The sequence below is a fragment of the Rhodocaloribacter sp. genome, from assembly GCF_056451265.1.
The window spans coordinates 1-26,117 of record NZ_JBWOPL010000044.1; the positions used below are offsets into that span (position 1 = coordinate 1).

A 26,117-nucleotide genomic window follows, 5' to 3' on the forward strand; every position below is an offset into this window, starting at 1 on the left:
AAAATATCGACGCTCTTGCCGGGATCAATGTGTGACTCCAAGCACTTTCGGTTACTTGGGTCTTGGTGTGTACCTATCCCTTCAGTTCACCTCAGCAGGCAATATCGCATCACGGCAGGCTCGGGGACGGGACGACGGGGCATTTGAACGTCATAACGTCGCACAAACGCACGCTCGCCTCACTCCTTGTTCCTAAGCGTAATCTCCCGCTCGTCGCCGGCCTCGATCTCGAAGACGACCGGATCGTACGCCCCGCGCCACCCGGCCACGTTATAGACGCCCGGGATCAGGGGAAGGGCTTTGCCGGAGGCATACACGCGCCCGCGCCCCTCCGCGCCGCGTCCGAGGAAGACCCGCTTGTCCGCGTCGCGCGTGCCGTCGGCTTTCTCGTAGAGGAACGTCACGTACCCGACCGGGACCACGATCTCGATCACCTGATCCTCCCCGGCGGCGACGACCACGCCCGGCGCCACGTGGGGGATGAGGTCGTTGACCAGATGCACGTCGTAGACGCCGGGCCGCACGTCCGCCCCGTTGCGCGTGTGAACCTTATACGCCCGCGCGCCGTCCTGCCACAGCTCATAGTTCCCCCGCAGCGCCTCCCCGGTACCCTCGGCGATCATGCGGAAGACGGCCCGGACCGTGTGGACCATCTCGAAGACGAGTTCCCGGTGATCCCCCGCGGCCAGCGTCTCCGTGAGGGAGAGGTCGTTATCGGCATTGGGGCGGGTGCGAAACTCGTACGTTCCCTCATCCACGTACACCTCGTCCATCCACCGAAACGTGAACACCTCCCGGCCCTCCCGGTAGGCGTGGATGAGCGCGCCCCGCTGCGCCTCGTCCCCCTCGGTAAACGTCGCCCGGACCGAAGGCGGCTCGGGCACGTCCACGCGCACCACGGTGTCCGCCTCGTCGCCGGTGGTGACGGTCTGCGTGACGGGGCGGTAGAGGGCGCCGTTGGCCGTGCGCACCCCGGCGACGAGCGTATACGTCCCGGCGTCGACCTGATTGCGTTTCCGGCTCGAGACCTCGTACCGCACCTCGCCGTCGCGCAGGAGCCGCCCCTCGACGCGGATCGGTTCGCCGTCGGGATCAAGGCCCTGAAGCCAGAAGCCCACGCTCCGGTTGTCCGGCGGCTCGCCCGGTTCCCCGGCCGTCTCCGGCACGGTGGCCCGGTGGATTTCGGCCAGCCCCTGCGCCAGTTCGAGCGCCGACCCGGCGTCGCGATACGGCGTTCCGGCGGCGTCCGAGATGCATTGAAGCGTCGCCTTCTCTTTCTCCACGAGCCCGAAGCCGACCACGTGCACATCTACCTTCACGTCCTTCTCACGCCACTCGCGCATGAGGGCGCACGGGTCCTCGTCGCACGTTTCGAGGCCATCCGTGATGAGAATGATCGCGCCCTCGCGGTCGCCGAAGTCGGCCAGCGCCTGCCGGAGGCTGTAGGTGATGGGCGTCTTGCCGAGGGGGTTGAGCGTCTCCATGAAATCCCGCACCTGCCCGGCGACGGCCTCCGACGGGCCGAAGGGGATGACGAGCTCGGAGTCCCGGCAGTCGCCTTTCCGGCGGTGGCCGTACGCCCGCAAGGCCAGCTCGGCCTCCCCGAAATCCTGCGCGACGAAATCCTGCAGCACCTCCTTTGCCACGACGACCTTGTGCGACTTGTCCGGCAACTGTCCCCACATCGAACCGGAGGCGTCGAAGATGACGTACACGGCGGCCGGCCGTGTCTCTGCCTGAGCGGTTGCCGTCGGCGCGAGAACGGCGCTCCCGAGCCCCAGCATCGCGAGCACCCAGAATCTGCTTTTCATGAGGTCCTCCGTGCGGTCAATTCCGTCCCATCGACATGCGTTTGTAGCCGGCAGGCGGCTCGAAGGCGTCGGGGTCGAGGGTGCGCCGGGTGGCGCTTCGGAGGACGGCCTCGCTCTCGAGGGCGCCACCGTCGAAGTCGCGCGTGACGACGGGGAAGCCGTCCACCTCCATGAACCCGCCGAAGGGGTCGTTGTCCTTACCGAAGAAGCCCTTGTCGCCGAAGAGTCCCTCCCCGAGCGAGGCCATCATCTTCTCGAAAAACGCGGCCATGTCCTCGAAAGCCGCCCGCAGTTCCTCACCGCCCTCGACGTTCTCCCAGTCAGTCACCCACAGTTCCTGCACGTTTTCGCCGTCGAGGAGGACCTCGTATTTCACACACGGATAGCCTTCCTTCGTGGCGCGCTCGTCCGTTTTACGATATTCTCGCCGGGGGCGCTCCGTCTCGTCCATGCCGCCGGGCATCCCTCCGAGGCGTCCTTTCATCATCTTCTCCATCTCCTCACGCTGTTTCTTCGGCATGCGCTTGAGCACCTCCTCGGGGATCTGCATGTTCTTCGTCACCTCCCGCGCCTCCTCCAGCTGACGTCCCATCTCCTCGATCATTGCCTCATTGAAGATCATGTACGACGGCTTCTCATCGTCCACGATAATCATCTCACCCCGGTCGCCGCGATAGATCATCTTTCCTCCTTTGCGCTGCTTCGAGGGAATGGTCATCGCGAGCATCTTCCCTTCCACCATCACCTCCGTCGTTGCCACCCGCGGCGGCGACTGCGCGTGGTCGGTCACTTCGATCTCGAAGACGGCGCCCGGGTTGGCCGAAAGCAGGCCGAAGCCGAGCAGGGGAAGGAGCAGGAGCATCGCCGAAAACGTACGGCGGCGAGCGAGTAGAGAAGTCGGACGTTTCATCGTTCCAGCACGTTGATGAGAGGACATTCAAAACCGGCTCCGGCTCATCGACGCGGCGCACCGGACCACCGATGCTTACTTCGCTCCGACGTGCGATCGTGCGGGAAGCGGGTCTTTGGGGAACTGCGGGTGAGAACGCCCCCGAGCGACGGGGGCATAGAGGACTTCGGAGGCACACGAATCTTTTACCTCCCGCTCTTCTGCAGACCTGACGCCCAATACTTCATCCTCCGGGCGCCCCGGGCCTTCAGCTACTTAAACGTAAAGCAAATAAGATTAAACGTAAAGCAATTAAAAAAATATCTCCCGGCACACGGATCCCGTTCTCATACGCACGAACCCTTCCCCGCGTCGTTCGTTATCCCGAATCCCGCCTCACGCAACGTACCCCCCCTCGTCATGCCCGCCTCGTTCGACACCCTCGCCGCCCTCTTCCGCGAACGCATCCTCGTGCTCGACGGCGCCATGGGCACCATGATCCAGCGCCATGCGCTCACCGAGGACGACTTCCGCGGCGCCCGCTTCGCCGACCACGGGCAGCCCCTCCGGGGCAACAACGATCTGCTCTCGCTCACCCGGCCCGAGATCATCCGCGACATCCACCGCGCCTACCTCGAGGCCGGGGCCGACCTCCTCGAGACGAACACCTTCAACGCCACGGCCATCTCGCAGGCCGACTACGGCACCGAGGCCCTGGCCTATGAGCTGAACGTTGCCGCCGCCCGTCTGGCCCGCGAGGCTGCCGACGAATACACGCGCCGCACGCCCGAAAAGCCCCGCTTCGTGGCCGGGGCCATCGGGCCGCTCAACAAGGCGCTCTCCCTCTCGCCCGACGTCGAGAACCCCGGCTTCCGCGCCGTCACCTTCGACGAGGTGCGTGAGGCGTACGCCGAGCAGGTGGCCGGCCTCGTCGACGGCGGGGTGGACGTGCTCCTGGTCGAGACCGTCTTCGACACGCTCAACGCCAAGGCCGCCCTCTTCGCCATCCAGGAGTATTTTCACCGGACGGGCCGCGTTCTGCCCGTGATGGTCTCCGGCACCATCGTGGACATGAGCGGGCGCACGCTCTCGGGGCAGACGCCCGAGGCGTTCTGGATCTCGATTGCGCACATGCCGCACCTCCTCTCGGTGGGGCTCAACTGCGCCCTCGGCTCGGCGCAGATGCGGCCCTTCCTCGAAGAGCTCTCCGGCGTCGCGACGGTCTTCACGAGCCTGTACCCGAACGCCGGGCTGCCGAACGCATTCGGCGGCTACGACGAGACGCCGGAGTTCATGGCCGCGCAGGCGGAGGACTACGCCCGGAGCGGCTTCGTGAACCTCATCGGCGGCTGCTGCGGAACCACCCCCGAGCACATCCGCGCCCTCGTCGAGGTCGCCGCAAAGCACCCGCCCCGCCGCGTCCCCGAACGCCGCCGCACGCTCCGCCTCGCCGGCCTCGAACCGCTCGTCTTCCGCCCCGACCTCAACTTCGTCAACATCGGCGAGCGGACGAACGTGACCGGCTCGCGCCGCTTTGCCCGCCTCATCCGCGAAGACCGGTACGAGGAAGCCCTCGCCGTGGCCCGCCAGCAGGTCGAGAACGGCGCGCAGTTGATCGACGTGAACATGGATGAGGCCATGCTCGACAGCGCCGCCGCCATGACCCGCTTCCTCAACCTGATCGCCGCCGAGCCCGACATCGCCCGCGTGCCCCTCGTGCTCGACTCGTCGAAGTGGAGCGTCATCGAGGCGGGGTTGAAGTGTGCGCAGGGCAAGTCCGTCGTCAACTCGATCAGCCTCAAAGAGGGCGAGGACGTCTTCCTCGAACAGGCCCGGAAAGCCCGCATGTACGGCGCGGCGGTCATCGTCATGGCCTTTGACGAGCAGGGACAGGCGGACACGCTCGAGCGGCGCATCGCCGTGTGCGAACGCGCCTACCGGCTCCTCACCGAGCAGGTCGGCTTCCCGCCCGAGGACATCATCTTCGACCCCAACATCTTCGCCGTGGCCACGGGCCTGCCCGAACACAACCGGTACGCGCTCGATTTCCTGGCAGCCACCCGGTGGATCAAGGAGCACCTGCCGCACGTGCGCGTCTCCGGCGGCATCTCGAACCTCTCGTTCTCGTTCCGGGGCAACGACCGCGTGCGCGAGGCCATGCATACGTGCTTCCTCTACCACGCCATCCGGGCCGGGATGGACATGGGCATCGTCAACGCCGGGCAGATCGAGGTCTATGAGGAGATCGCCCCCGAACTGCGGGAACGCGTCGAGGACGTCCTCTTCGACCGGCGTCCGGACGCCACGGAGCGTCTGGTCGAATACGCCGAAACGCTCAAGGAGACGGGCGGGCGCGCCGCCGACGGACGCGACGAGGCCTGGCGCGACGCCCCCGTCGAGGAACGCCTCAAGCATGCGCTCGTCAAGGGCATCGTCGAACACATCGAGGCGGACACGGAGGAGGCGCGGCAAAAGTACCCGTCGCCGCTCGACGTGATCGAGGGGCCGCTCATGGACGGCATGGGCGTCGTCGGCGACCTCTTCGGAGCGGGCAAAATGTTTCTCCCGCAGGTGGTCAAGAGCGCCCGCGTGATGAAGAAGGCGGTGGCGCATCTGACGCCCTACATCGAGGCCGAGAAGGCCCGCCTCGCCGACGAGCGCCCGCGCGCGAAAGTGCTCCTGGCCACGGTCAAGGGCGACGTGCACGACATCGGGAAGAACATCGTCGGCGTGGTGCTCGGGTGCAACAACTACGAGGTGATCGACCTGGGCGTGATGGTCCCGGCGGCCCGCATCCTCGACGAGGCCGCAGCGCAAGGCGTGGACATCGTGGGGCTGAGCGGGCTGATCACGCCGTCGCTCGACGAGATGACGCACGTGGCGAAGGAGATGACGCGCCGGGGCTTCACCGTGCCGCTGCTCATCGGCGGCGCGACGACCTCGAAGGTGCATACGGCGGTGAAGATCGCGCCGAACTACGACGGGCCGGTGGTCCACGTCCTGGATGCCTCGCGGGCCGCTGCGGTGGTGAGCCGCCTCGTCTCGGACGAACACCGCGACGCCTTTGCGGCCGAGGTGGCCGCGGGCTACGAGAAGGTGCGCCGCGCCCACGCCCGCCGCACCGACCGGACGACCTATCTGTCGCCGGCCGAGGCCCGCGCCAACGCCTTCACCTCCGACTGGAACGCCGTGCCCATCACCCGCCCTCATCGCCTCGGCGTCACCGTTCTCCGCGATTTTCCCCTCGAAAAACTCCGCCGATACATCGACTGGACGCCGTTCTTTCAGGCGTGGGAAATGCGGGGCAAGTACCCGGCCATCCTCGACGACCCGCGCAAGGGTCCGGAGGCCCGCAAGCTCCTCGCCGACGCCAACGCCCTCCTCGACCGCATCATGGACGAGAAGCTCCTCACCGCGCACGGCGTCTTCGGTCTCTTTCCCGCCCACGCCGTCGGCGACGACCTCGAGATCTACGCCGACGAGCGCCGCGACAGCGTCCGCGCCGTGCTCCACACACTCCGCCAGCAGGCCGAGAAGACGCCGGGCCGCCCGAACCGCGCCCTCGCCGACTACGTGGCCCCGAAGGACAGCGGCGTGCCGGACTACGTGGGCGCCTTCGCCGTCACCGTCGGCCACGGCGTCGACGCGCTCACCGCCCGCTTCGAAGCCGACCACGACGACTACCACGCCATCATGACGAAGGCCCTCGCCGACCGGCTGGCCGAGGCCTTCGCCGAGCACCTGCACGAGCGCGTGCGGAAGGTGTACTGGGGGTATGCCCCCGACGAGGACCTCACGAACGAGGACCTCATCGCCGAGCGCTACCGGGGCATCCGGCCCGCGCCCGGCTATCCGGCCCAGCCGGACCACACCGAGAAGCGCACGCTGTGGACCCTCCTCGACGCCGAAGCCCACACCGGCATCGCCCTCACCGAACACCTCGCCATGACCCCGGCTTCGTCGGTGTGCGGGCTCTACCTCGCCCACCCCGAAGCGGCGTACTTCAACGTGGGCCTCCTCGGACGCGACCAGGTGGAAGACTATGCCCGGCGCAAGGGGATGACGGTCGAGGAGGTGGAACGCTGGCTCGCCTCCCGCCTGAACTATACGCCCGAGCACGAGCGGGAAACGGCCGGATAACCCCGGCATAGCGCAACGGTCCGCACGAAGCCCGGAGGTTTACGCGGGGATCTCCTGCTCATGCCAGAAACCAGCGGCTGCGGCGTCTCGGGCGTATTCCCCGAAATCCCGCGGTGCGCGGCCCAGGGCGCGCCGGACGCCATCGGTCAGCCGGCTGTTTCGACCATCCAGGACCTCACGGAACAGATAGCCCAAAAGGCCTATCAACTCGGCGGGCGCCCCCTGCTCTTTGAGCGCCGACTGAAACGCCTCGTGGGCAATCGGTACATAGGCGACGTCCCGACCCGTCGCCTTTGCGATCTCTCCAACGGCTTCGGCGAAGGTCAACAGGCGCGGACCCGTCAGCTCATAGCATTGTCCGGCATGGCCCGGTTCGGTCAGCGCCGCGGCGGCGATCTCGGCAATGTCCTCGACGTCGACGAAGGGTTCACGTACGTCGCCGGCCGGCAACGCGACGACGCCTCCGAGCACCAGCTCCCGCATGAAGCCCTCGCTGAAGTTCTGGCTGAACCACGTTGCCCGGAGCACGGTCCAGGCCACCCCGGCTTGCTGCACGATACGCTCACAGCGTTGCGCCTCCTCCTCGCCCCGTCCGGACAAGAGGACCAGCCGTCGGACGCCGCTTTGTACGGCCAGGTCCACAAACGCCCGAATCGTATCTGCGGCTCCGGAAACGGCCAGATCCGGGTAGTAGACGATGTAGACCGATGCGACATTGCGCAGTACGGGCGCCCACGTCGAGGAGTCGTTCCAGTCGAAAGGGACGTCGGCGGATCGAGACCCTATCCGTACGGGCACGCCCTGCGCTTCGAGTCGACGGATCACACGGCGGCCCGTTTTGCCGGTGCCGCCGGTTACCAGAATCAGTTTCGACGGATCATTGTTCGTGTTCGTCATCTTGCCCTCACGGTGCATGTGGTGAATGGGTTGCCGTGCTTGTTTGCACGCCATCCAGCATACGGGGCCGACCGAGGAGGTTCTCTGTCCACAAGTCCGCATCTATTGATCAATCGTCCAGAATCCTTGGTATCGAGGCGAGGGGTGGTATATTGCGTTCATGAATACCTCTTCCAACAGCGCCTCAGCCACACATGACCCATGGCCTCTCGCCGTGGACCCTCTCGGAGAAGCGCTCCATTTCCTGCGCATGAGCGGGGTGTTCTACACGCGTTCCGAGTTCACGGAGCCGTGGGGGCTTGCCTTGCCCGCGATGCCGGAATGCCTGATGTTCCACGTGGTAACTTCAGGGCGATGCTGGCTTGAAGACGAAAAGGCAGGCCCTCAGCTTCTGGAGCCGGACGTTTTTGCGCTCGTGCCTCATGGCGAGGGCCATCGGTTGTCCAGCGCGCCCGGCGTTGCCGCCGCAAAACTGTTTGATCTCCCCCGCGAGCAGGTCAGCGAGCGCTACGAGATCCTCAGGCACGGCGGGGGCGGAGAGGCCACGCAAATGGTCTGCGGCGGCGTTCGCTTCGACCATCCGGCCGCGCAACAGCTCGTGAGGCTCCTGCCGGGGAGAATCATCATCAAAGCCTGGCGTTCCCCCCACATGAACTGGCTCCGCAGTACGCTGCGTCTGATGTCGGACGAAGCCCGTCAACGCAGGCCCGGAGGAGAAGAGCTCGTCACCCGCCTGGCCGACATCCTCATCATTCAGGCCATTCGGTCGTGGATGGCCGAGGATCCGGCGGCCCGCACCGGATGGCTGGGCGCCCTGCAGGACCGGCAGATCGGCCGCGCCCTCCTGTTGATCCACCGCGACCCCGCCCGTGCGTGGACCGTCGCTTCCCTGGCTGCGGAGGCGGCCATGTCGCGCTCGGCGTTCGCGGCACGCTTCACCGAACTCGTCGGCGAAGGACCGATGCGCTACGTCACGAAGTGGAGAATGCACCTCGCGTTGACGTGGCTCAAGGAAGAGAACGGGCCGCTCAGTGACCTGGCCTACCGGCTCGGCTATCAGTCCGAGGCCGCCTTCAACCGCGCCTTTAAACGCGTCATCGGCGTCTCTCCCGGCGTCGCCCGGCGGAACGGCGGCGTAAGCGCTTAGTCTTCCCGTTCACAACCGGAGCTTGAAGCCTTCGTGGGTCGCCTCAAAACCGACCTGCTCGTAGAAACGCAAGGCATCCACACGCTGTTTATCCGACGTCAACTGCACCAAGGCGCATCCTCTTTCCCCGGCGCGCGCTATCGCCCAGACGAGCATCCGTTTCCCCAGCCCCTGCCCGCGATAGTCCGAACGGATCCGCACGCCTTCGATTTGACAGCGCCACGAGCCGATGTGCGTCAGGTACGGAATGAAGGTCAGTTGGAACATACCGACCGGCTGCCCGGAATGCTCGACCACGATCAACTCATGGTTCGGATCACGCCTGATCTGCTCGAAAGCCCGAATATACCCGGGGTTCAACGGCCGGCTCGTATCCTCCCGCTCGGCGCCCAGGGCGTCATCGGACAGCATCGCCACCAACGGATCGAGGTCCTCTTCCCCGGCTTCGCGATAGGTCAGAACCATGAATGCCTCTCGAAAGGTTTGGAAGACGCATTTCGTGCAACGACGTCAGAACCGAACGGCCACGCGCACCGGAACCCACTGGACCCAGTAGTCGCCGCTCCCACCACCGCCGGCGATGCGGACGAGGCGCACTTCCGTGCCGATGCCCACACGCCTCCAGAAACGACTAATCCCCAAGCGCGCGCTCGGATACGCGGTCCCGAAGTCGTTCCCCACCACTACGGCAGCCCCTAGGGGGCTCAGCGCAAGCTGCCAGGCGGCATCGGGCGTCCACCTCAGCCCCAGGTAACCGGTCGCATAGGTGTCGATCCCGGCGCCCGCATCGGTCACATTCACGACGGCATGCTTCCCAACGCTCACGTCGCCACCGACCGACCACGCGCCCCCCGCAGGCACAACAAGCGCGGCGCCGACGGCTACGGCCTCTACATGAACCTCCACGAAGCCCGGCGACACCTGCGAGACACACTCCGGCGCAGCACTTACCACGCTGAGGAGGAAGAGAATAACGGGCAATCGTTTTTGCATACCGGAGTATAAGCACCAACCCGGCCTATTATCCAGCGGATGAATCGGCCGAACGGGCGCGCGGGCATGATGCGCGGTACGCATAGCGAGCGCCTTGCCGACCGCCTCGAACGGGTAGGCCAGATCGGCGGTGAGGCGACGGTGGCGCGAGGCGGAGTCGGTGGCTATATTGAGGTCTCCCCTCGCCCTCTTCCGATGCCCATGCCCTCCGACGCGCTCGACCGGCCCGCGACGCGGCGTGGATGTGCGGGACGGATGAGATCCTTCATCGCTCACAGGAATTCGACGTGGTTGCGCATCTCGTCACGGTCCAGCACCTCTCGGATCAGCATCAAACCACGAATGATCTCGCCAGGTGGCGCTCCTTGCCGAATGTAGACGATACCGGCATGTTCGAAACCTGAGGCATGCAATCGAAGGAAGTCGTCATCCTGCGTAAAAAGCACCCGGTTCTCTCGACGGGCAAACGCCAACTGCTCTTCATCGGACGCCCCCAACCGACCGGCCTCAGGGGTCGTGAGCACGTCTACCCCACGTCGCCTCAGTCCCTGGGCCACCGCCTTTGCACACTGCTCATCGGTGAAATACCTAATCGTCTCGGCCATGCAGCCTGGTCCTCAACTTCGATGGCGTTTCCTTTCGCATGGCCTCGGCAAGCGCCTCCCCTTCCCGAATCGAAGCGTCGATGTCTTCACGGTGATCATAATAATACGCAAGCGCTGCATACACATCCGAGAGTTGAAGATCGTGCTCCGTCGCGATCTCGTCGGCTCCCATACCCAGCCGCTCGTGCCAGATGGCGATGTGTTGCACCGTGATGCGGCGTCCGGCGATGCGAGGCTTCCCGCCTGCCACGCCGGGCGTCACTTCAATATGATCATCAAGGGTCTGAACAGCCATTTTACACGTGGTTAAGAATTTGCTTAAGCGGCGTCATGGTTGCCGAGCGCGGCAGCTCTGAAAAGGATGACCGCCGCGCTCGTTGCCCGAAACGCCCCGGGCCGTTTCCAACTCGAAAAACATCCTCGAGAGCCTGCGAAGGAGATCTAAGCGCCACGCGCATCGGGCGTCCACGCATGGGGCGCAGAGCGTCCCGGTGAGCGCATGGGTGCGTGCTTCCGCGTGGATGACGGCCGCATGCAGGGTCAACGGCTTTGACCACCGCTACAGGGCGGTGACCCCATCCGCAAACGACCCGGGACGTAAAGCGGTTTCGAAGGGTGCGCCCCCGGACCGCCCGCCCGATCCGTTTTGCAACGCGGACTCGGACGCCCGTCCCAACCTTCACCTCCATCAATATACAAAAACAGGGATTTATCGCCCTCGTCCGCCGACATCATGCGGTCACAGACCCTGTATGAGGCGACGGTGGCGCGAGGCGGAGTCGGTGGCTATATTGAGGTCTCTCCTCGCCCTCTCCCGATGCCCATGCCCTCCGACGCGCTCGACCGGCCCGCGACGCGGGAGCGGCTCTTCCGTCTCGCCGAAGCCGGGCGGCTCTCGCCCGAGGCGCTCGAACGCGCCCTCCGCCTCGCCGGACACCTCCCCGACCGCGCGGCGTGGCGGGCGTTCGCGGACCGGATGCTGCTGCTGCTCGGTCTCGCGTTCCTCCTGACGGGCATCGTCTTCTTCTTCGCCTACAACTGGACCTCGATGCACCGCCTCGTCAAGCTCGGCCTCATCGAGGCGGTGCTCGCGGGGGCGGCGGCGACGGCGTGGGTCAAAGGCGTGGACCGCCTCGCCGGGCAGGCCGCCCTGTTCGTCGCCTCCGTGATGGTGGGCGCGTTCCTCGCCGTCTTCGGACAGGTCTATCCCACCCTTGCCGACACCTATCAGCTCTTCCTCACGTGGACGGCGCTCATCACCGTGTGGGTGGTGGCGGGCCGTTCCCCCGCGCTGTGGCTCCTGTGGCTCGCGCTCGTCAACGCGACCCTCGTCGCGTACTGGACGGAGATCCTCGACCCGCACCTGCGGCAGCCGGCGGCGCTCACGCTCCTGCTCTTCGCTCTCGATGCCGGGGCGGCGACCGTGTGGGAGGCGCGGGAGACGGGCAGGCACGGGCGATGGCTGCCCGATTTCGTGGCGACGGCGGCGCTCCTCTGCCTGGTCATCCCCGTCCTCGATCTCATCTCCCGCCATTTCAGCTTTGGCGGCGACCCGTGGCGCATGGCCGCCCCGCTCGTCTACGTCGCCACCGTCGCCTTCGGCCTGTGGTTCTACCGGGTAAAACGCCGCGACCTCTTTCTCCTGGCGATGCTTCTGATCAGCCTCATCGTCGTCGTCACCGCCGCACTCGCCGAGGTGTGGGGCGCCGAGGACTGGATGGCGCTCTTGCTCGGGGTGATCGTGCTGGCGCAGTCGGCGGCGGCGGCGGCGTGGCTGCGCAAGACGGCGCGGGAGGGCGAGCCGCGATGAACCACTCCCCGCCGGCGCTCCGCACCGTTCTGAAACGGCTTCATGAAGAAGGACTCGTCGATGACGATCGCCTCGCGCCCGCATCCGAAGCCGAACCGGAGGGCAATCCGTGGTATCTCCACGTCCTCGTCGGCGGGGCGGGGTGGTTCGCGGCGGTCCTCTTCCTCGTCTTCCTCTTCAGCTTCTCCACCTTCCGTTCGGACGCAGGCATGCTCACGCTCGGCCTCGCGCTCCTCGGCGCGGCCCTCGGCCTTCACCGGCGCGCGCGCGGCCTTTTTCTCCAACAACTCGCCTTCGCGCTCAGCCTCTCCGGGCAGTTCGCCTTCCTCGGCGGCCTCGGGCAGATCCTCGACTGGTCCGCCGCCGTGTGGGCGCTCGTGATCGCGCTCGAAGCCGCGCTCCTCTTGCTCTATCCGGATCCGCTCCACCGCTTCGTCTCGACGCTCGCCTGCGTGGCGGCGGCGGCGGCATTCTTCCACGCACTCGAGGTCCCGGATCTCCTCCACGCGCTCGTCTTCGGGCTGGCGGCGGGGAGCGGTCTCCTGTGGGAGCGCGAGGCTCGGCTCGTCCGGAGCCGGTACGCCGGGGTGGCGCGGCCCGTCGCGTACGGGCTGGCGGCGGGGCTGCTCGGCGTGCTCGTGCTCTCGGTGATGCCCGACGTCGAGGTGTTCGCCGTGGCGTCGTGGTGGCCCTCCACGCTCGGGCTCGTCGCGGCGTTCGGGTGGCTCGTGCACCGCCTCCTCATCACCGACGCCCCGACGACGACGCCTCTCGTGCGGGCGCTCCTCTTCGCCGGCCTCCTCGCCGTCGCCCTCCTGACGTTCGACGCCCCCGGCATCACCGCGGCGCTCTTCGTCCTCACGCTCGGCTTCCATCGCGGCGACCGTCTGCTCATGGGCCTTGCCCTCGCCTTCCTCGCCGTCTTTCTCGGCTTCTTCTATTATCACCTCGACCTGACGCTCCTTGCCAAGTCGCTCATGCTCATCGGCAGCGGCGGCGTTTTGCTGGTGGTGCGCGTCGCGCTCCGGCGGAGGTCGTCCCCATGAAGAAAAGCCCGCGAACCCATGCCGTCGCCGTCGGGGCCCTGCTCGTGCTCGTGACGCTCAACGTGTTCGTTCTTCAAAGGGAGCGCCTGCGAAAAACGGGCACGACGATGTTCGTCGCGCTCGACGTCAAGGATCCCCGCTCGCTCTTTCAGGGCGACTACATGGCGCTCCGGTATGCCGTGCCCGAGACGATTGCCGCCGACACGACGCTCGCCTCCGAGGGCCGCTTCGTCGTCCACCTCGACGCGCGGGGCGTGGCCGAGATCCGGCGCGTCTATCGTCCGGGCGAGCGCCTCGGCGAAGGCGAGCGCCTCCTGCGCTATCACAGGCGCGGCGACGCCATCCTCCTCGGGCCCAGGGCGTTCTTTTTTCAGGAAGGGCGCGGCTCCGAATACGCCGCCGCGCGCTTCGGCGCGTTCCGCGTCGACGACGACGGCGAGGCGCTCCTCATCGGCCTGCGCGACGCCGACCTGAATCCGCTCGGACCACCGGATCGGTAAGGGCTGCGGCGCGCGGATCGGCTCGAACCTCACCCGGCCTCCCGCGTATCAGGCTCCGCCTTCCCGAACGACAACGTCCGACCGCATCATGGCCCGGCAGTTCAACGTCCCCGAGTTCTACCGTAGCCCGATCATCACGCGGGTGAAGGAGGCCCGGCGCGCGACCGATCCCCGCAAGCGCGACCTCTCGCCCTCCGTGCTCGACTTCGGGCCGGTGCGTTTCAAGATCGCCCGTCATTTCGGCTTCTGTTTCGGCGTCGAGAACGCCATCGAGATCGCCTATCGCGCCCTCGAAGAGAACCCCGGGCGGCGGATCTTCCTCCTCTCCGAGATGATCCACAACCCGCACGTGAACGACGACCTCCGGGCGCGCGGCATCCGTTTCCTCCGCACCACGCGCGGCGAGCCCCTCGTCCCGCTCGATACGCTCACGCCCGACGACCTCGTCATCATCCCCGCTTTCGGCGCGTCGCTCGAAGTGGCGGCGGAGCTCGCCCGGCGCGGGCTCGACACACGGGCCTACGACACCACGTGCCCGTTCGTCGAGAAGGTGTGGAAGCGGAGCCGACAGATCGGCGGACAGGCGTACACGGTGATCGTGCACGGCAAGCGGCATCACGAAGAGACGCGCGCCACGTTCTCGCACGCACGGGTCGCCGCGCCGGTGGTCGTCGTGCGCGACCGCGCCGAGGCCGAAGACCTTGCCGCCGTCATCCGGGGCACACGCGACCGCGCCTTCTTCTTCGAACGCTTTGCCGACCGTCACTCCGAAGGCTTCGACCCCGACCGCCACCTCCGGCGCATCGGCGTGGTCAACCAGACCACCATGCTCGCCGCCGAGACACAGGCCATCGCCGACCTCCTGCGCCGCGCCATGAGCGACCGCTTCGGCGCGGACCGCCTCGCCGAGCATTTCGCCGACACGAGCGACACGCTCTGTTATGCCACGAACGAGAACCAGGACGCCACGAAAGCCCTCATCGCCGACGGGGCGGACCTCGCGCTCATCGTGGGGGGGTACAACTCGTCGAACACGAGCCACCTCGTCGAACTGGCCGAAGCCGCGATGCCCGCGTATTTCATCGCCGATGCGGGCGAGATCGAAGGCGTGGACGTGATCCGTCACTTCGACCTTCATGCGAAACGCCGGAGGACGACCGGGGGCTGGCTCCCGGCGAAGCGCCCCGTCGAGATCGCCCTCACCGCCGGTGCTTCGTGCCCCGACGCCCTCCTCGACGCCGTCATCCGCCGCATCCTCGACCTCTTTCCCGGCCATCGCCCGGTCGAGGCGGCCCTCGCGCCCTTCGAGACGGCCGCGGCATGAGTGTGTGGGGATGTGGGATGTGTGGGGGATGGCTTTGACATAATCGAAGGGAGCCCTCGGGCACGAACCCCGTGAGCCCCTTGACGCAAACGAACGGAAGTCTTTATGAGCTGGTACAAGGAATGGTTTGACCGGGACGAGTATGAGCTCGTCTATCACCAGCGGGACGACACCGAGGCCGAAGCCGTCATCGACCTGATCGAGCGTGTGGCGCATCCGGCTCCCGGCGCGACGATCCTCGACGTGGGGTGCGGGCGCGGGCGGCACGCGCGGACCCTGGCCCGGCGAGGCTATCGCGTCACCGGCATCGACCTCTCCGAACGCGCCCTCGAACAGGCCCGCCGCCGCGCCGCCGAGGAAGGCGTCTCCGTCACGTTCCGCCGCGGCGACATGCGCGAACCCGCCTGCGATGCCTGCTTCGACGGCGTGGTCAACCTCTTCACCGCTTTCGGATACTTCACGGACGACGCCGACCACCTCCGCACCATCCGCGCCATGGCCACGGCGCTCCACCCCGGCGGATGGCTCTTCCAGGACTTCCTCAACGCCCCGTTCGTCGAGCGGACGCTCGTCCCCGAGGACACGCGCGTGGAAGACGGCATCCACATCCGGCAACGACGCGTGATCGAGAACGGGCGCATCAACAAACGGATCGAACTGCACAAGAACGGCAAGACGCTCACCTTCTGCGAGTCCGTCCGCCTGCTCACGCTCGACGACTTCCGCCGCTTTTATGCCGCCGCCGGGCTGGAGCTCCTCCACACCTTCGGCGACTATGACGGCCGCCCGCACACCGACGAGACGCCCCGGCTGATCCTCTTCGCCCGGAAACGCACCGGCTGAAAACGCCGTTGGAACTTTCGAAGGCCCTCCCCGACGTCGAACGTCCCGCTCATGCGACGCCTCTCCGTACTTCTGATGCTCGCCTTCACGCTTGCGGCGTGCGGGTTGCTCTCCGCCCGCGACCCCGAGCCGCCCCTCGCCGACGCCGGCACGTTTGCGCAGCCGGACACGCCCGAGCAGGTCATCGCCAACCTGCAGGCCGCCGTCTCCGAACTCAACACGCTCAACTACCGCCGCTCCCTCGCCGACGACCTGACCTTCGCGCCGACGGCCACGGCGCTCAACCGCGAGCCGATCTGGACGGGCTGGGGCCGCACCGAGGAAGAGCAGTATTTCGGCACGCTCGCCGCCGACGCCCGGCAGACCACCGGCAACCGGCTCGAACTCAACGACCGCACCTTCTCCATCCTCGCCGACGACCGTTACCTCCTCGACGCCACGTACGTGCTCACCGTCAACCACCGCCGCACCGACGTGCCGAAGACCGTGCAGGGACGGCTCCAGTGGATCATCACGCGCAGCGGAGACGGCCTGTGGCGGCTCCGCGAATGGACCGACCAGGAACTCGGCGCCAACCCCTCGTGGAGCGACCTCAAGGCGGCGTTCCTCCAGTGACGGAGCGGACCGGAGACGAACGAAAAAAAAGTGCCTCCCGGCGCGTGCGTGAAACGCCCGGACCGTCGCGGAGACCTATATTGACGGCGCGCGAGGGCATGCGCCCGCGCCCCCCTTCCCATAGACCCGCTCCCGGCCCATGAACGGCGCTCGCACATGGACGATCGGCTTTGCGCTCCTCCTGCTCGGAGGCGGCCTCGGTGCGTGCAACCCCTTCGCCCCGGCCCTCGAAGAAGGCAACCCCTTCGGCGACCTCCTCGGCGACCCCAAAACCGTCGAGGGCTTCTTCACCAACTTCCGCAACGCCTACGAACTGCGCGACCTCTCCCTCTACGAACCCCTGCTCGACTCCGCCTTCGTCTTCATCTGGCATGACTTCGACGCCCAGGTCGACCGCGAGTGGGGCTTCGCGCAGGACCTCGAATCGACGCGACGACTCTTTCAGAACGCCGGCCTCATCCGCCTCCAGTGGAACCAGATCATCTCTCGCGACGACCTCGACCCCGGCCGGCAGGTGCGCGTCATCCGCTCGTTCAACCTGACCATCACCCTCGAAGCCGGCGACGTCTTCCGGGGCGACGGCAACGTCAACTTCCTCCTCGTCCGTCCCGACACCTCCGCCGTGTGGAAACTCCGCCGCTGGCGCGACGAGAGCGAGTTCTGAGGCGGCGAGAATGAGTTTTGAATTTCACGCGGTTTCCTTTGTTTTTTCCCCTTTCTTCGGTAAGCTCATCCGGCCCCGACCTGTGCGGGCGACACCCTTCTCCCAAGCCAAAACAGCCTCATGGAAAAAGCCCTCGCCTACGCCGAAGCGCATTTTGAAGACTTCGTCGAAGAGCTCAAGGAACTGCTTCGCATCCCCTCGATCAGCACCGATCCCGCCCACGCCGAAGACGTCCGGCGCGCCGCCGAATGGCTCGTCGATCATTTCAAAAAGATCGGCATCACGAACGCCGAGGTCATCCCCACCGAAGGGCATCCCATCGTCTACGCCGAGCGCATCGTCGATCCCGAGCTCCCGACCGTGCTCGTCTACGGCCACTACGACGTGCAGCCGCCCGACCCGCTCGAGCTGTGGGACTCGCCGCCGTTCGAGCCGGTGGTCAAAGACGGCGTTCTCTACGGGCGCGGCACGTGCGACGACAAGGGACAGATGTTCATGCATCTGAAGGCCGCCGAAGCCTACCTCGCCGCCGAAGGGGAGCTTCCGATCAACGTCAAATACGTGATCGAGGGCGAGGAGGAGAACGGTTCGAAGCACCTGCCCGGCTTCATCGAAGCGAATCGGGACCGGCTCCGCGCCGACGTCGTGCTCATCTCGGACACCGACATGTTCGCCGACGGCGTGCCGTCGATCACGTACGGCCTGCGCGGGCTCGCGTACGTGGAAGTGACGCTCACCGGCCCCGACCGCGACCTCCACTCGGGCATGTACGGCGGCGCCATCGAGAACCCGATCAATGCGCTGTGCCGCCTCATCGGCAACCTCCACGACGACGATCACCGCGTCACCATCCCCGGCTTTTACGACAACGTGGCGCCGCTCACCGAGGAAGAACGCGCGACCTTCCGCGAGCTCCCCTTCGACGAGAAAGCCTGGGCCGCCGAGGTGGGCGTGACGGTGACGAAGACCGAGGCCGGCTATACGGTGCTCGAAGCCCTCTCCGCCCGCCCGACGCTCGACGCGAACGGCATCTGGGGCGGCTATACCGGCCAGGGAGCCAAGACGGTGCTCCCCTCGAAGGCCTCCGCGAAGATCTCCATGCGCCTCGTCCCCGACCAGACGCCGGAGGAGATCACCGAAAAGATCCGGGCGTATTTCGAGCTCCACACGCCGCCGACGATGAAGCTCACCTTCACGGATCTGCATGGCGGCCACGGCATCCTGATCGACACGCACAGCCCGGCGATGGAAGCCGCCGCGAAGGCCCTCGAAGGCGTCTATGGTCGCAAGCCGTTCTTCATTCGCAGCGGCGGCTCGATCCCCGTCGTGGCCGACTTCAAAAACATCCTCGGCCTCGACAGCGTGCTGATGGGCTTCGGCCTCGACTCCGACGCCATCCACTCGCCCAACGAGCACTTCGCCCTCCGCCGCTTCCGTGAAGGCATTGCCTCGATCATTCGCTTTCTGGAGATCTACCGCGAGACGGTCCCCACCTCTTCCGAGGCGGCGGCATGAGCGATGCGACGAACCTGAGGGGACAGGCCGTCCTTCTCACCGGGGCCAGTCGCGGGCTCGGCCGGCACACGGCGCTCCGGCTCGCCCGCGCGGGGATGCGCGTGGCCCTGTGTGCCCGCGACCGCTCCGCGCTCGAAGGGGTCGCGCATGAGGTGGAGACCCTCGGCGGCGAGGCCCTCGTGTGCCCGCTCGACCTCCGCGACGCCGCACAGATCGACACCGCCGTGACCCGCACGCTCGACGCCTTCGGCCGCATCGACGTGCTCCTCAACAATGCGGGGCTGGGCTGGTACAAGCCGTTCACGGAATGGACCCGCGAGGAGATCGACACGGTCCTGTCGGTCAACCTCACCGGGCTCATCCACCTGACGCACGCCGTGCTCCCGCACATGCTCGAACGCGGGAGCGGATACCTCGTCAACGTCGCCTCCGACATCGGGCGGCGCGTGATCCCGAACATGGCGGCGTATGTGGCCGCCAAGCACGGCGTGGTGGGCTTCTCGGGCGCGCTCCTCCGCGAGGTCAAGGACCACGGCATCCGCGTGTCCGTGCTCCTTCCGGGCATCATCGACACGTATTTCGGCGGGTCCGAGGAGGGCTCGCGCGACCCGTCGTGGTCCATGCATCCGGCCGACGTGGCGGCGGTCATCGAGACCCTGCTCCGCCAGCCGCCCGGACTCGTCCTCGACGAGGTGGTCCTCCATCCGCTCGGGCAGGAGTTCTGACGGCGAACCGGCGTCCGGTTAAAAACGTAGGAAGCCGTTGACAAAGCGCCGCATACGGCCTAAAATCCGAAAGCTTCCCCTGCCCGGGTGGCGGAATCGGTAGACGCGCCGGACTCAAAATCCGGTTCCCGTTGAGGGAGTGTGGGTTCGAGTCCCACCCCGGGTACAGCATCCTTCGCACAAAAGCGCCGGCTCCCAACGAGTCGGCGCTTTTGTCTTTGGAGCCGTACGGGTATGGCGCTGCCCACCAGGGCATTTCCCGGGGTCGACACCCCCACGCGCCGAGGCTGAAATTCATGGGGGTTGTTTCCCGACCTCGACGCTTCCCGGTTCCCCGGAGGGTTTGGGGCCGTTGTTTTTCACAGGCAGGCAAACTATCCTGCGATCCCCCGGTGCATCTCTGCGGGAATGCGCCGCGTACGGGAGCTCCGACCGGCCGCCACACGGGGTTTGATCTGGGCCTTGCGCCGACGAACGGGATCCCGTCGCCCCTGTCCGAAGAAAACGCAATCGTTCCGGCATCTACAAAAAAAGAGAAATGAAATGGACAAATCAGCAATAAAAAAAGCCTACAAGGAGACCAGGCAGCCAATGGGGGTATACAAGATCACCAGCTCACCAAACGGCAAAATCTTCATAGGCATCGCCACCGATTTACCGGCCAGATTCAACCGACACAAAGCCGAACTTAAATTCGGAAGCCATCGAAACAGGGAATTACAGAAAACATGGAATTCACTGGGGGAGTCGGCTTTAGCATTGGAAATACTCGACGTCCTGGATCACGAAGAAAGCACCCGGGCAAACCCTGACGAGGAACTGCAGGTTCTCGCAGAAATGTGGGTTCAAAAGCTGAAAGATGGAGGACATTCCGTTGAGCGTCTGTAAACACAGGCGAGAACCTGCAAGAGCCCCGAATCAGATTGGACGGAGCTGTTCGAGAAAGAAAAAAGCCAATGAAAGAGCATAGTTTGGAAGTCTCACCGGAGGCAGCAGCGGCGTTCTTTGCCCGAAATATATCAGGGGAAGTCATCATGCTTAATCTGCTGCGTTTTCGTGAGGTGGCCGATTATTCTTCAAACCCCGAATTAAGGCCGGATGAGCCTGTTTCCGGGGCAGAAGCTTATCAAAAATACATAGACCATACCTTGCCCTTCCTCCGGGAAAGCGGCGGCGAGGTTGTGTTCATAGGCCAGGGCGGCACCTATCTTATCGGGCCGCAGGAAGAGCGATGGGATCTCGTCATGCTTGTGCGCCAGAAATCGCTATCCGACTTCCTGGCATTTGCATCGAACCAGGAGTATCTGGCAGGTCTGGGACATAGAACGGCCGCACTCGTAGATGCGCGGCTGTTGCCACTTGTCGAATCGAGTACGACAACGTAACGCGCCCCGTTTGCCGCCGGTGATGGGCGTCGTTCTCGTGCCGGTGTTTCCGTTGGCCCACGAAGTCCCCAGCGTTCATGCCCCCACCGGAAGCGCATCGTTAAAATGATCGCCGGACTGGCCGTCGTGGTGGGGATGGTGTACGGGAACGAGGCGCGCAAGGAGGTGGTGTACCTGTGCGGCAACTTCGGGGTGGGCATCGCGGAGGAGCGCGTCATTTCGGTCATGCATTCGCCTTGCTCTCCGTGCGCGAAACCCTCCGGTAAGGGGCACGTTGTCAAAGAACTGCTCTCATTCAAACCGGCAGCATCATGAGATACAAGGTCGCGCTTCGAAAAACGGAGGAAGGCTACAGCGTTTCCTGTCCCGGGTTGCCCGGCTGCTGGTCGCAGGGGGCCACCGAGGAAGAAGCCCTGGCGAACATCGCGGACGCTATCCGGGAATATCTCGCCGTTGCGGAGGAACTGGCCCGGGAAGAGGACGGCGAGATCCGGGAAGTAGACGTGGCGGCGTAGCGATGCCGAAGCTTCCGGGGGTAAACCATCGCGACGCCGTACGGGCCTTGAGGAAAGCCGGGTTCGAGGTTACCCGGGAAGGCAAACACATCATTATGTCCGATGGCCGGCGCATTTTGACCATTCCGCGGGCCAACCCCATCAACGCATATACGATGGGTGGCATCGTCAAGGATGCCGGCCTGACGGTGGAGGAATTCCGGAAGCTACTTTGAGGCAAAGGGGGCCGGCTGTGTGAGGCGTTTCGGTCATGCATTTGCCTCCGCACCTGAAACGCCCTGATGGCGCACGTCGCAAAGGTCGTCTTCCACCCGCGCTTCGAGCGGGACCGGAAGAAGCGCATACCCCGTCCCACGAAGTCCCCAGCGTTCATGCCCCCACCGGAAGCGCATCGTTAAAATGATCGCCGGACTGGCCGTCGTGGTGGGGGTGGTGTACGGGAACGAGGCGCGCAAGGAGGTGGTGCACCTGTGCGGCAACTTCGGGGCGGCCCGCGTGGAATAGCAGCGGGTCAGGGCCAGAAGCGCCGGACGAGGTAGAGCAGGGCGCTGAGAAGGGCCGAGACGAGGAGCATCGAGGTGATCGGGATGTAGACCCGCACCGTGGGGCGCTCGATGCGGATGTCCCCGGGGAGGCGGCCGAACCACGAGAAGGCCCCCGCCCACACGAGCAGCCCCACCAGGGCAATGCCCAGGCCGATCAGGATCAGGAGAAGGCCGGTCGAGCGGTTCATGGCGTTCACCGATGGCGTTCGCGGAGCGTGGCGAGCACGTCGTCGAGCGGGATGCCCTTTGCCTCGAAGAGCACGAGCAGGTGGAAGAGCAGGTCGGCGGCTTCTCCCCGGAACAGGGCGTCGTCGTCGTCTTTGGCCTCGATGACCAGTTCGACGGCTTCCTCCCCTACCTTCTGCGCGATCTTGTTGATCCCCCGCGCGAAGAGCGCGCTCGTGTACGACCCCTCGGCCGGATGCGCGTGCCGGTCGCGGATGACGCCTTCGAGGTGGCGGAGGAAGGCCGGCCCGTCCGGCACGTTGGCCTCGTCGAAGCACGTGTCGGCGCCGGTGTGGCAGACCGGCCCGGCGGGCACGGCGCGCACGAGCAGCGTGTCCCGGTCGCAGTCGGCCCGGATGTCCGCGACGGTGAGGAAGTGGCCCGACGTCTCGCCCTTGGTCCAGAGCGTCTGCCGGGAGCGGCTGAAGAAGGTGACGCGACCCGTTTCGAGCGTGCGCTCGAGCGCCGCGCGGTTCATGTAGCCGAGCATCAGCACCCGGCCCGTGCGGGCATCCTGGACGACGGCGGGCAACAGGCCGCCGCCCTTGGCAAAATCGAGCGTGTCGGGGTCGAGGCGATCCATAAGGAGGAAAAGGTTAATAGCACGACCGCTCACAGTCGCACGGGGACGTTCTGGTCGCGCAGGTAGGCTTTCAGGTCGGGGATGGGGATCTCGCCGAAGTGGAAGATACTCGCGGCGAGGGCGGCGTCGGCCTTGCCTTCGTGAAAAACGTCGGTGAAATGGCGCTTCGCGCCCGCGCCTCCGGAAGCGATGACGGGGATGGCGACGGCCTCGGAGATGCGCCGCGTCAGGTCCAGCGCATAGCCGCTCTTCGTGCCGTCGTGGTCCATCGAGGTGAGGAGGATCTCGCCGGCGCCGCGCCGCTCGGCCTCGACGGCCCAGGCCACGGCCTCGCGGTCGGTGGGGCGGCTGCCGCCGTGGGTGAAGACGCGCCACGTGTCTCCGACCCGCTTGGCGTCGAGGGCCAGCACCAGGCACTGACTGCCGAAGGCGTCGGCGATGCGGTCGATGAGGGCGGGGTCGCGCAGGGCCGCCGAGTTGACGGACACCTTGTCGGCGCCGGCCTCCAGCAACGCCCGCACGTCGTCCACCGACCCGATGCCGCCGCCGACGGTGAACGGGATGTTGATCTCGCGGGCGATGCGGCGCACGAGCGTCAGCAGCGTGGCGCGCCTCTCGACCGTGGCCGTGATGTCGAGAAAGACGAGTTCGTCCGCCCCCTGATCGACGTAGGCCTTCGCCAGCTCGACGGCGTCGCCCGCGTCGACCAGGTTCACGAAGTTGACGCCCTTGACGGTGCGCCCGTCCTTGACGTCGAGGCAGGGGATGATGCGTTTGGTGAGCATGGAGCGGGGTTGCGGGTTGAAGGTTGGCTATCTGTCACGTGGCGCTCGGAGCGCACAAGTCCCCCCTCCCCCCTTCGGGGTACTTCCCCCTGAGCGGGGGAAGGGTTCGTGCGGCTCCCGGCGGCTTCCGGAAGTCTCTGCCCTCGCAAAGCGGCGGTGTCGCGAAGCGACGGAGGGGTCGTGCCTGCCCGGGGCGATCCGTTCCATGCACAAGTGATCGGGATTGAAGGTCGGGGACTTACAGGTTCAGAAAGTTGCGCAGGATGGTCTCTCCGACGGAGCCGCTCTTTTCCGGGTGAAACTGCACGGCGTGGAAATTGTCCCGGTGAAGGGCGGCGCTGAAGGGAAGGATATAGTCCGTCACGGCGGTGGTGTACGGCCCGCGCTCGGCAAAATAGCTGTGGAGGAAATAAACGTACGGCTCCGGCGGCAGGCCCTCGAAGAGCGGTCCCGAGGCGTTGGTGATCGTGTTCCATCCCACGTGCGGCACTTTCTCGTTCGGGGGAAACTTGCGCACGCGCGCGTCGAAGAGGCCGAGGCAGGGGGTGTCGTTCTCCTCGGAGTGGCGGCACATGAGGTGCAGCCCGATGCAGATGCCGAGCACGGGCTGCGTCAGGCTGCGGATCACGTCGTCGAGGCCGCGTTCGTGGAGGTAGCGCATGGCCGAGCGCGCCTCGCCCTGACCGGGGAAGATCACGCGGTCGGCGGCGCGGAGCACGGCGGGGTCGTCGGTGAGCACCGGCTCCATGCCGAGGCGCTTCACGGCGTTGAGGACGGACAGGATGTTGCCCGCGTTGTATCGGACGACGGCGACGGTCATGGCGGTCGATGCGCGTTTCGTGGTGAGGGTGTCAGAGCGTCCCCTTGGTGCTCGGCAGCACATCCATCCGGGCGGGATCGCGGCGGACGGCCTGCCGGAGGGCGCGGGCGAAGGCCTTGAAGACAGCCTCGATCTTGTGATGGTCGTTCTCCCCCTCGGCCCGGATGTTCAGGTTGCACTTCGCCGCGTCCGAGAAGGATTTGAAGAAGTGGGCGAACATCTCGGCGGGCACGTCGCCGACGCGCGCGCGCGTGAAGGGCACGTCCCACACGAGCCAGCTTCGGCCCGAGAGGTCGAGCGCCACCTGCGCCAGGGCGTCGTCCATGGGCAGGAGGAAGCCGTAGCGTTCGATGCCGCGCTTGTCGCCGAGGGCGTCGAGGAGGGCCGCGCCGAGGGCGAGGGCGGTGTCCTCGATGGTGTGGTGCTCGTCCACGTGCAGGTCGCCGGCGACGTGGACCGTCAGGTCGAAGCCGCCGTGGCGGGCGATCTGTTCGAGCATGTGGTCGAAGAAGCCGAGGCCGGTGTGGACGTCGGCGCGGCCCCGCCCGTCGAGCGCGAGCGCGACGTGGACGTCGGTCTCTTTCGTCTGCCGGTGGACGCGGCCGGTGCGCGGCGGCAGGGCGGGCGGCGGAGCGGCCTCGAGCGCCGCGAGCCGGATCGTCACGGCGCGGGCGTGACCTTCGAGCGCCTCGGCGCGGGCCATCGTCGCCACCGCCGGACCGATCGTCCGAAGCCCCTCGTCCGTGAGCGACTGAAACGTGATCTTCTTCACGAAGGCATCCACCGAGACGCCCGCGTACGCCCGCGCATAGCCGTTCGTCGGGAGCGTGTGGTTCGTGCCCGAGGCATAGTCGCCGACGGACTCGGGCGTCAGGTGGCCGAGGAACACGGAACCGGCATTGATCACCCGCTCGGCCAGCGCCTCCGGGTTCTCGACGGCGAGGATCAGATGCTCGGCGGCGTAGGCATTTGCGAAATCCATCACCTCGTCCATCGTCTCGAAAACGATGGCCTTACTATGGGCAAGAGATTGTTTTGCAATGGATTTGCGAGGGAGGTCTTCGAGCTGTCGACGCACCGCTTCGAGCACGTTGTCCACATTGTTCAAACATGTGGATAACAGGACGACCTGGCTGTCCGGCCCGTGTTCGGCCTGCGAGAGCAGATCCGCCGCGACGAACGCCGGACGGGCCGTCTCGTCGATGACGACGGCGACTTCGGTGGGGCCGGCGGGCATGTCGATGGCGACGCCCTCGCGCTGGACGAGCTGTTTGGCGACGGTGACGTACTGGTTGCCCGGGCCGAAGATTTTGTCGACGCGGGGGACGCTCCCGGCGCCGTAGGCCATGGCGGCGATGGCCTGCGCGCCGCCGATGCGGAAGACGCGGTCGAGGCCGAGGAGGTGAGCCGTGAAGGCGATGGCCGGAGGCACGGCGCCGTCCGGGCCGGGCGGGGTGCACAGAACGATCTCGCGGCAGCCGGCCAGCCGGGCGGGGACGCCGAGCATGAGCACGGTCGAGAACAGCGGGGCGCCGCCGCCGGGCACGTACAGCCCCACACGTTCGATGGCGACGGGCTTGCGCCGGCACACGACCCCCGGCGCAGTCTCGATGCGCGCGGGACGCTCGACCTGCGCGGCGTGGAACGTCTCGATGTTGCGTTTGGCCAGGCGGATGGCGGCGGCCAGGTCGTCCGGCACGCGGGCAGCCGCCAGCGCCTCGGGCGGCGCCGCCGG

Annotated in this window: 29 protein-coding genes, 1 tRNA gene and 1 pseudogene; 18 read left to right on the forward strand and 13 right to left on the reverse strand. The window is 66.3% G+C overall.

Features of this window, described 5'->3' with window-relative positions; translation table 11 throughout:
• Positions 1 to 179: 179 nt before the first annotated feature.
• Complete coding sequence (locus tag AC1HIY_RS07270) at positions 180 to 1,811, reverse strand: vWA domain-containing protein (RefSeq protein ID WP_479576058.1); 1,632 nt, start codon at positions 1,809 to 1,811, stop codon at positions 180 to 182.
• 16 nt (positions 1,812 to 1,827) lie between these two features.
• Complete coding sequence (locus tag AC1HIY_RS07275) at positions 1,828 to 2,721, reverse strand: hypothetical protein (RefSeq protein ID WP_479576059.1); 894 nt, start codon at positions 2,719 to 2,721, stop codon at positions 1,828 to 1,830.
• Positions 2,722 to 3,120: 399 nt separating this feature from the next.
• Here AC1HIY_RS07275 and metH point away from each other — a divergent pair, with 399 nt between their 5' ends.
• Positions 3,121 to 6,840 carry a methionine synthase gene (metH, locus tag AC1HIY_RS07280; RefSeq protein WP_479576060.1) on the forward strand — a complete coding sequence of 1,240 codons (3,720 nt, stop codon included), beginning with the start codon at positions 3,121 to 3,123 and terminating at the stop codon, positions 6,838 to 6,840.
• 39 nt (positions 6,841 to 6,879) lie between these two features.
• On the opposite strand, the gene AC1HIY_RS07285 is transcribed toward metH, so the two are convergent.
• Complete coding sequence (locus tag AC1HIY_RS07285; RefSeq protein ID WP_479576061.1) at positions 6,880 to 7,737, reverse strand: NmrA family NAD(P)-binding protein; 858 nt, start codon at positions 7,735 to 7,737, stop codon at positions 6,880 to 6,882.
• Between the two features lie 160 nt (positions 7,738 to 7,897).
• On the opposite strand from AC1HIY_RS07285, the gene AC1HIY_RS07290 reads away from it, so the two are divergent.
• Positions 7,898 to 8,884 (forward strand): AraC family transcriptional regulator, encoded by a 987-nt coding sequence (locus AC1HIY_RS07290; RefSeq protein WP_479576062.1) that lies wholly within the window; start codon positions 7,898 to 7,900, stop codon positions 8,882 to 8,884.
• 9 nt (positions 8,885 to 8,893) lie between these two features.
• Here AC1HIY_RS07290 and AC1HIY_RS07295 read toward each other — a convergent pair whose 3' ends face one another.
• On the reverse strand, positions 8,894 to 9,349 hold the full coding sequence (locus AC1HIY_RS07295; protein WP_479576063.1) for an N-acetyltransferase family protein: 456 nt from the start codon (positions 9,347 to 9,349) through the stop codon (positions 8,894 to 8,896).
• 45 nt (positions 9,350 to 9,394) lie between these two features.
• Positions 9,395 to 9,685 carry a hypothetical protein gene (locus AC1HIY_RS07300; protein WP_479576064.1) on the reverse strand — a complete coding sequence of 97 codons (291 nt, stop codon included), beginning with the start codon at positions 9,683 to 9,685 and terminating at the stop codon, positions 9,395 to 9,397.
• A 6-nt stretch (positions 9,686 to 9,691) separates the two neighbouring features.
• On the opposite strand from AC1HIY_RS07300, the gene AC1HIY_RS07305 reads away from it, so the two are divergent.
• A complete protein-coding gene (locus AC1HIY_RS07305; RefSeq protein ID WP_479576065.1) occupies positions 9,692 to 9,889 on the forward strand; it encodes a hypothetical protein in 198 nt (65 codons plus the stop codon).
• A gap of 260 nt (positions 9,890 to 10,149) precedes the next feature.
• Here the strand turns inward: AC1HIY_RS07305 and AC1HIY_RS07310 are convergent, their stop codons facing one another.
• Both AC1HIY_RS07310 and AC1HIY_RS07315 read right to left on the reverse strand, forming a co-directional pair.
• Positions 10,150 to 10,482, reverse strand: coding sequence for a DUF5615 family PIN-like protein (locus AC1HIY_RS07310; RefSeq protein WP_479576066.1), 333 nt, complete (start codon positions 10,480 to 10,482; stop codon positions 10,150 to 10,152).
• The gene (locus AC1HIY_RS07315; RefSeq protein WP_479576067.1) at positions 10,466 to 10,777 is read right to left on the reverse strand and encodes a DUF433 domain-containing protein; all 312 of its coding nucleotides are present in this window, start codon (positions 10,775 to 10,777) and stop codon (positions 10,466 to 10,468) included. The genes AC1HIY_RS07310 and AC1HIY_RS07315 overlap by 17 nt, the downstream gene beginning before the upstream one ends.
• 522 nt (positions 10,778 to 11,299) lie before the next feature.
• Here AC1HIY_RS07315 and AC1HIY_RS07320 point away from each other — a divergent pair.
• The 15 genes from AC1HIY_RS07320 (at position 11,300) to AC1HIY_RS07390 (ending at position 21,639) form a co-directional block, all read left to right on the forward strand.
• Complete coding sequence (locus AC1HIY_RS07320) at positions 11,300 to 12,292, forward strand: DUF2157 domain-containing protein (RefSeq protein WP_479576068.1); 993 nt, start codon at positions 11,300 to 11,302, stop codon at positions 12,290 to 12,292.
• Positions 12,289 to 13,338, forward strand: a complete 1,050-nt coding sequence (locus AC1HIY_RS07325) for a DUF4401 domain-containing protein (protein WP_479576069.1) — start codon at positions 12,289 to 12,291, stop codon at positions 13,336 to 13,338. The genes AC1HIY_RS07320 and AC1HIY_RS07325 overlap by 4 nt, the downstream gene beginning before the upstream one ends.
• Complete coding sequence (locus tag AC1HIY_RS07330; protein ID WP_479576070.1) at positions 13,335 to 13,838, forward strand: GDYXXLXY domain-containing protein; 504 nt, start codon at positions 13,335 to 13,337, stop codon at positions 13,836 to 13,838. Before AC1HIY_RS07325 ends, AC1HIY_RS07330 begins: the two co-directional genes overlap by 4 nt.
• Before the next feature lie 88 nt (positions 13,839 to 13,926).
• Positions 13,927 to 15,162: a 4-hydroxy-3-methylbut-2-enyl diphosphate reductase gene (locus tag AC1HIY_RS07335; RefSeq protein ID WP_479576071.1), complete on the forward strand. Its 1,236-nt coding sequence runs from the start codon at positions 13,927 to 13,929 to the stop codon at positions 15,160 to 15,162.
• 105 nt (positions 15,163 to 15,267) lie between these two features.
• Complete coding sequence (locus AC1HIY_RS07340) at positions 15,268 to 16,005, forward strand: SAM-dependent methyltransferase (protein WP_479576072.1); 738 nt, start codon at positions 15,268 to 15,270, stop codon at positions 16,003 to 16,005.
• Positions 16,006 to 16,056: 51 nt separating this feature from the next.
• Positions 16,057 to 16,620: a hypothetical protein gene (locus AC1HIY_RS07345; protein WP_479576073.1), complete on the forward strand. Its 564-nt coding sequence runs from the start codon at positions 16,057 to 16,059 to the stop codon at positions 16,618 to 16,620.
• 139 nt (positions 16,621 to 16,759) lie between these two features.
• Complete coding sequence (locus tag AC1HIY_RS07350) at positions 16,760 to 17,284, forward strand: hypothetical protein (RefSeq protein ID WP_479576074.1); 525 nt, start codon at positions 16,760 to 16,762, stop codon at positions 17,282 to 17,284.
• A 120-nt stretch (positions 17,285 to 17,404) separates the two neighbouring features.
• Positions 17,405 to 18,799 (forward strand): dipeptidase, encoded by a 1,395-nt coding sequence (locus AC1HIY_RS07355; RefSeq protein WP_479576075.1) that lies wholly within the window; start codon positions 17,405 to 17,407, stop codon positions 18,797 to 18,799.
• Positions 18,796 to 19,524 carry an SDR family oxidoreductase gene (locus AC1HIY_RS07360; protein WP_479576076.1) on the forward strand — a complete coding sequence of 243 codons (729 nt, stop codon included), beginning with the start codon at positions 18,796 to 18,798 and terminating at the stop codon, positions 19,522 to 19,524. Before AC1HIY_RS07355 ends, AC1HIY_RS07360 begins: the two co-directional genes overlap by 4 nt.
• Before the next feature lie 81 nt (positions 19,525 to 19,605).
• Positions 19,606 to 19,690 (forward strand) — tRNA-Leu (locus AC1HIY_RS07365).
• Positions 19,691 to 20,067: 377 nt separating this feature from the next.
• Positions 20,068 to 20,412: a GIY-YIG nuclease family protein gene (locus AC1HIY_RS07370; protein ID WP_479576077.1), complete on the forward strand. Its 345-nt coding sequence runs from the start codon at positions 20,068 to 20,070 to the stop codon at positions 20,410 to 20,412.
• Positions 20,413 to 20,480: 68 nt separating this feature from the next.
• Positions 20,481 to 20,909, forward strand: a complete 429-nt coding sequence (locus tag AC1HIY_RS07375) for a DUF1330 domain-containing protein (protein ID WP_479576078.1) — start codon at positions 20,481 to 20,483, stop codon at positions 20,907 to 20,909.
• A gap of 105 nt (positions 20,910 to 21,014) precedes the next feature.
• A complete protein-coding gene (locus tag AC1HIY_RS07380; protein ID WP_479576079.1) occupies positions 21,015 to 21,224 on the forward strand; it encodes a hypothetical protein in 210 nt (69 codons plus the stop codon).
• The gene (locus AC1HIY_RS07385) at positions 21,221 to 21,424 is read left to right on the forward strand and encodes a type II toxin-antitoxin system HicB family antitoxin (protein ID WP_479576080.1); all 204 of its coding nucleotides are present in this window, start codon (positions 21,221 to 21,223) and stop codon (positions 21,422 to 21,424) included. Before AC1HIY_RS07380 ends, AC1HIY_RS07385 begins: the two co-directional genes overlap by 4 nt.
• A 2-nt stretch (positions 21,425 to 21,426) precedes the next feature.
• Positions 21,427 to 21,639 carry a type II toxin-antitoxin system HicA family toxin gene (locus tag AC1HIY_RS07390; RefSeq protein ID WP_479576081.1) on the forward strand — a complete coding sequence of 71 codons (213 nt, stop codon included), beginning with the start codon at positions 21,427 to 21,429 and terminating at the stop codon, positions 21,637 to 21,639.
• Positions 21,640 to 21,935: 296 nt separating this feature from the next.
• Here the strand turns inward: AC1HIY_RS07390 and AC1HIY_RS07395 are convergent, their stop codons facing one another.
• The 6 genes and pseudogenes from AC1HIY_RS07395 to hisD form a co-directional block, all read right to left on the reverse strand.
• Positions 21,936 to 22,157 carry a DUF2905 domain-containing protein gene (locus AC1HIY_RS07395; protein WP_479576082.1) on the reverse strand — a complete coding sequence of 74 codons (222 nt, stop codon included), beginning with the start codon at positions 22,155 to 22,157 and terminating at the stop codon, positions 21,936 to 21,938.
• A gap of 5 nt (positions 22,158 to 22,162) precedes the next feature.
• Positions 22,163 to 22,777 (reverse strand): bifunctional phosphoribosyl-AMP cyclohydrolase/phosphoribosyl-ATP diphosphatase HisIE, encoded by a 615-nt coding sequence (gene hisIE / locus AC1HIY_RS07400; RefSeq protein ID WP_479576083.1) that lies wholly within the window; start codon positions 22,775 to 22,777, stop codon positions 22,163 to 22,165.
• A 29-nt stretch (positions 22,778 to 22,806) separates the two neighbouring features.
• Complete coding sequence (hisF, locus tag AC1HIY_RS07405; RefSeq protein WP_479576084.1) at positions 22,807 to 23,562, reverse strand: imidazole glycerol phosphate synthase subunit HisF; 756 nt, start codon at positions 23,560 to 23,562, stop codon at positions 22,807 to 22,809.
• Positions 23,563 to 23,800: 238 nt separating this feature from the next.
• The gene (gene hisH, locus AC1HIY_RS07410; RefSeq protein WP_479576085.1) at positions 23,801 to 24,382 is read right to left on the reverse strand and encodes an imidazole glycerol phosphate synthase subunit HisH; all 582 of its coding nucleotides are present in this window, start codon (positions 24,380 to 24,382) and stop codon (positions 23,801 to 23,803) included.
• Between the two features lie 31 nt (positions 24,383 to 24,413).
• Positions 24,414 to 25,046, reverse strand: coding sequence for an imidazoleglycerol-phosphate dehydratase HisB (gene hisB / locus AC1HIY_RS07415; RefSeq protein WP_479576086.1), 633 nt, complete (start codon positions 25,044 to 25,046; stop codon positions 24,414 to 24,416).
• Positions 25,020 to 26,117: pseudogene (gene hisD / locus AC1HIY_RS07420) on the reverse strand (histidinol dehydrogenase); the annotation flags it as partial. The gene hisB and the pseudogene hisD, both read right to left, overlap by 27 nt.

What these genes read in the sequence shown, in the direction of transcription:
- AC1HIY_RS07270 (WP_479576058.1), bottom strand. Translation starts at nt 1,811, where the DNA reads ATGAAAAGCAGATTCTGGGTGCTCGCGATGCTGGGGCTCGGGAGCGCC.
- AC1HIY_RS07275 (WP_479576059.1), bottom strand. Translation starts at nt 2,721, where the DNA reads ATGAAACGTCCGACTTCTCTACTCGCTCGCCGCCGTACGTTTTCGGCG.
- metH (WP_479576060.1), top strand. Translation starts at nt 3,121, where the DNA reads ATGCCCGCCTCGTTCGACACCCTCGCCGCCCTCTTCCGCGAACGCATC.
- AC1HIY_RS07285 (WP_479576061.1), bottom strand. Translation starts at nt 7,737, where the DNA reads ATGACGAACACGAACAATGATCCGTCGAAACTGATTCTGGTAACCGGC.
- AC1HIY_RS07290 (WP_479576062.1), top strand. Translation starts at nt 7,898, where the DNA reads ATGAATACCTCTTCCAACAGCGCCTCAGCCACACATGACCCATGGCCT.
- AC1HIY_RS07295 (WP_479576063.1), bottom strand. Translation starts at nt 9,349, where the DNA reads ATGGTTCTGACCTATCGCGAAGCCGGGGAAGAGGACCTCGATCCGTTG.
- AC1HIY_RS07305 (WP_479576065.1), top strand. Translation starts at nt 9,692, where the DNA reads ATGCTTCCCAACGCTCACGTCGCCACCGACCGACCACGCGCCCCCCGC.
- AC1HIY_RS07310 (WP_479576066.1), bottom strand. Translation starts at nt 10,482, where the DNA reads ATGGCCGAGACGATTAGGTATTTCACCGATGAGCAGTGTGCAAAGGCG.
- AC1HIY_RS07315 (WP_479576067.1), bottom strand. Translation starts at nt 10,777, where the DNA reads ATGGCTGTTCAGACCCTTGATGATCATATTGAAGTGACGCCCGGCGTG.
- AC1HIY_RS07320 (WP_479576068.1), top strand. Translation starts at nt 11,300, where the DNA reads ATGCCCATGCCCTCCGACGCGCTCGACCGGCCCGCGACGCGGGAGCGG.
- AC1HIY_RS07325 (WP_479576069.1), top strand. Translation starts at nt 12,289, where the DNA reads ATGAACCACTCCCCGCCGGCGCTCCGCACCGTTCTGAAACGGCTTCAT.
- AC1HIY_RS07330 (WP_479576070.1), top strand. Translation starts at nt 13,335, where the DNA reads ATGAAGAAAAGCCCGCGAACCCATGCCGTCGCCGTCGGGGCCCTGCTC.
- AC1HIY_RS07335 (WP_479576071.1), top strand. Translation starts at nt 13,927, where the DNA reads ATGGCCCGGCAGTTCAACGTCCCCGAGTTCTACCGTAGCCCGATCATC.
- AC1HIY_RS07340 (WP_479576072.1), top strand. Translation starts at nt 15,268, where the DNA reads ATGAGCTGGTACAAGGAATGGTTTGACCGGGACGAGTATGAGCTCGTC.
- AC1HIY_RS07345 (WP_479576073.1), top strand. Translation starts at nt 16,057, where the DNA reads ATGCGACGCCTCTCCGTACTTCTGATGCTCGCCTTCACGCTTGCGGCG.
- AC1HIY_RS07350 (WP_479576074.1), top strand. Translation starts at nt 16,760, where the DNA reads ATGAACGGCGCTCGCACATGGACGATCGGCTTTGCGCTCCTCCTGCTC.
- AC1HIY_RS07355 (WP_479576075.1), top strand. Translation starts at nt 17,405, where the DNA reads ATGGAAAAAGCCCTCGCCTACGCCGAAGCGCATTTTGAAGACTTCGTC.
- AC1HIY_RS07360 (WP_479576076.1), top strand. Translation starts at nt 18,796, where the DNA reads ATGAGCGATGCGACGAACCTGAGGGGACAGGCCGTCCTTCTCACCGGG.
- AC1HIY_RS07370 (WP_479576077.1), top strand. Translation starts at nt 20,068, where the DNA reads ATGGACAAATCAGCAATAAAAAAAGCCTACAAGGAGACCAGGCAGCCA.
- AC1HIY_RS07375 (WP_479576078.1), top strand. Translation starts at nt 20,481, where the DNA reads ATGAAAGAGCATAGTTTGGAAGTCTCACCGGAGGCAGCAGCGGCGTTC.
- AC1HIY_RS07380 (WP_479576079.1), top strand. Translation starts at nt 21,015, where the DNA reads ATGATCGCCGGACTGGCCGTCGTGGTGGGGATGGTGTACGGGAACGAG.
- AC1HIY_RS07385 (WP_479576080.1), top strand. Translation starts at nt 21,221, where the DNA reads ATGAGATACAAGGTCGCGCTTCGAAAAACGGAGGAAGGCTACAGCGTT.
- AC1HIY_RS07390 (WP_479576081.1), top strand. Translation starts at nt 21,427, where the DNA reads ATGCCGAAGCTTCCGGGGGTAAACCATCGCGACGCCGTACGGGCCTTG.
- AC1HIY_RS07395 (WP_479576082.1), bottom strand. Translation starts at nt 22,157, where the DNA reads ATGAACCGCTCGACCGGCCTTCTCCTGATCCTGATCGGCCTGGGCATT.
- hisIE (WP_479576083.1), bottom strand. Translation starts at nt 22,777, where the DNA reads ATGGATCGCCTCGACCCCGACACGCTCGATTTTGCCAAGGGCGGCGGC.
- hisF (WP_479576084.1), bottom strand. Translation starts at nt 23,562, where the DNA reads ATGCTCACCAAACGCATCATCCCCTGCCTCGACGTCAAGGACGGGCGC.
- hisH (WP_479576085.1), bottom strand. Translation starts at nt 24,382, where the DNA reads ATGACCGTCGCCGTCGTCCGATACAACGCGGGCAACATCCTGTCCGTC.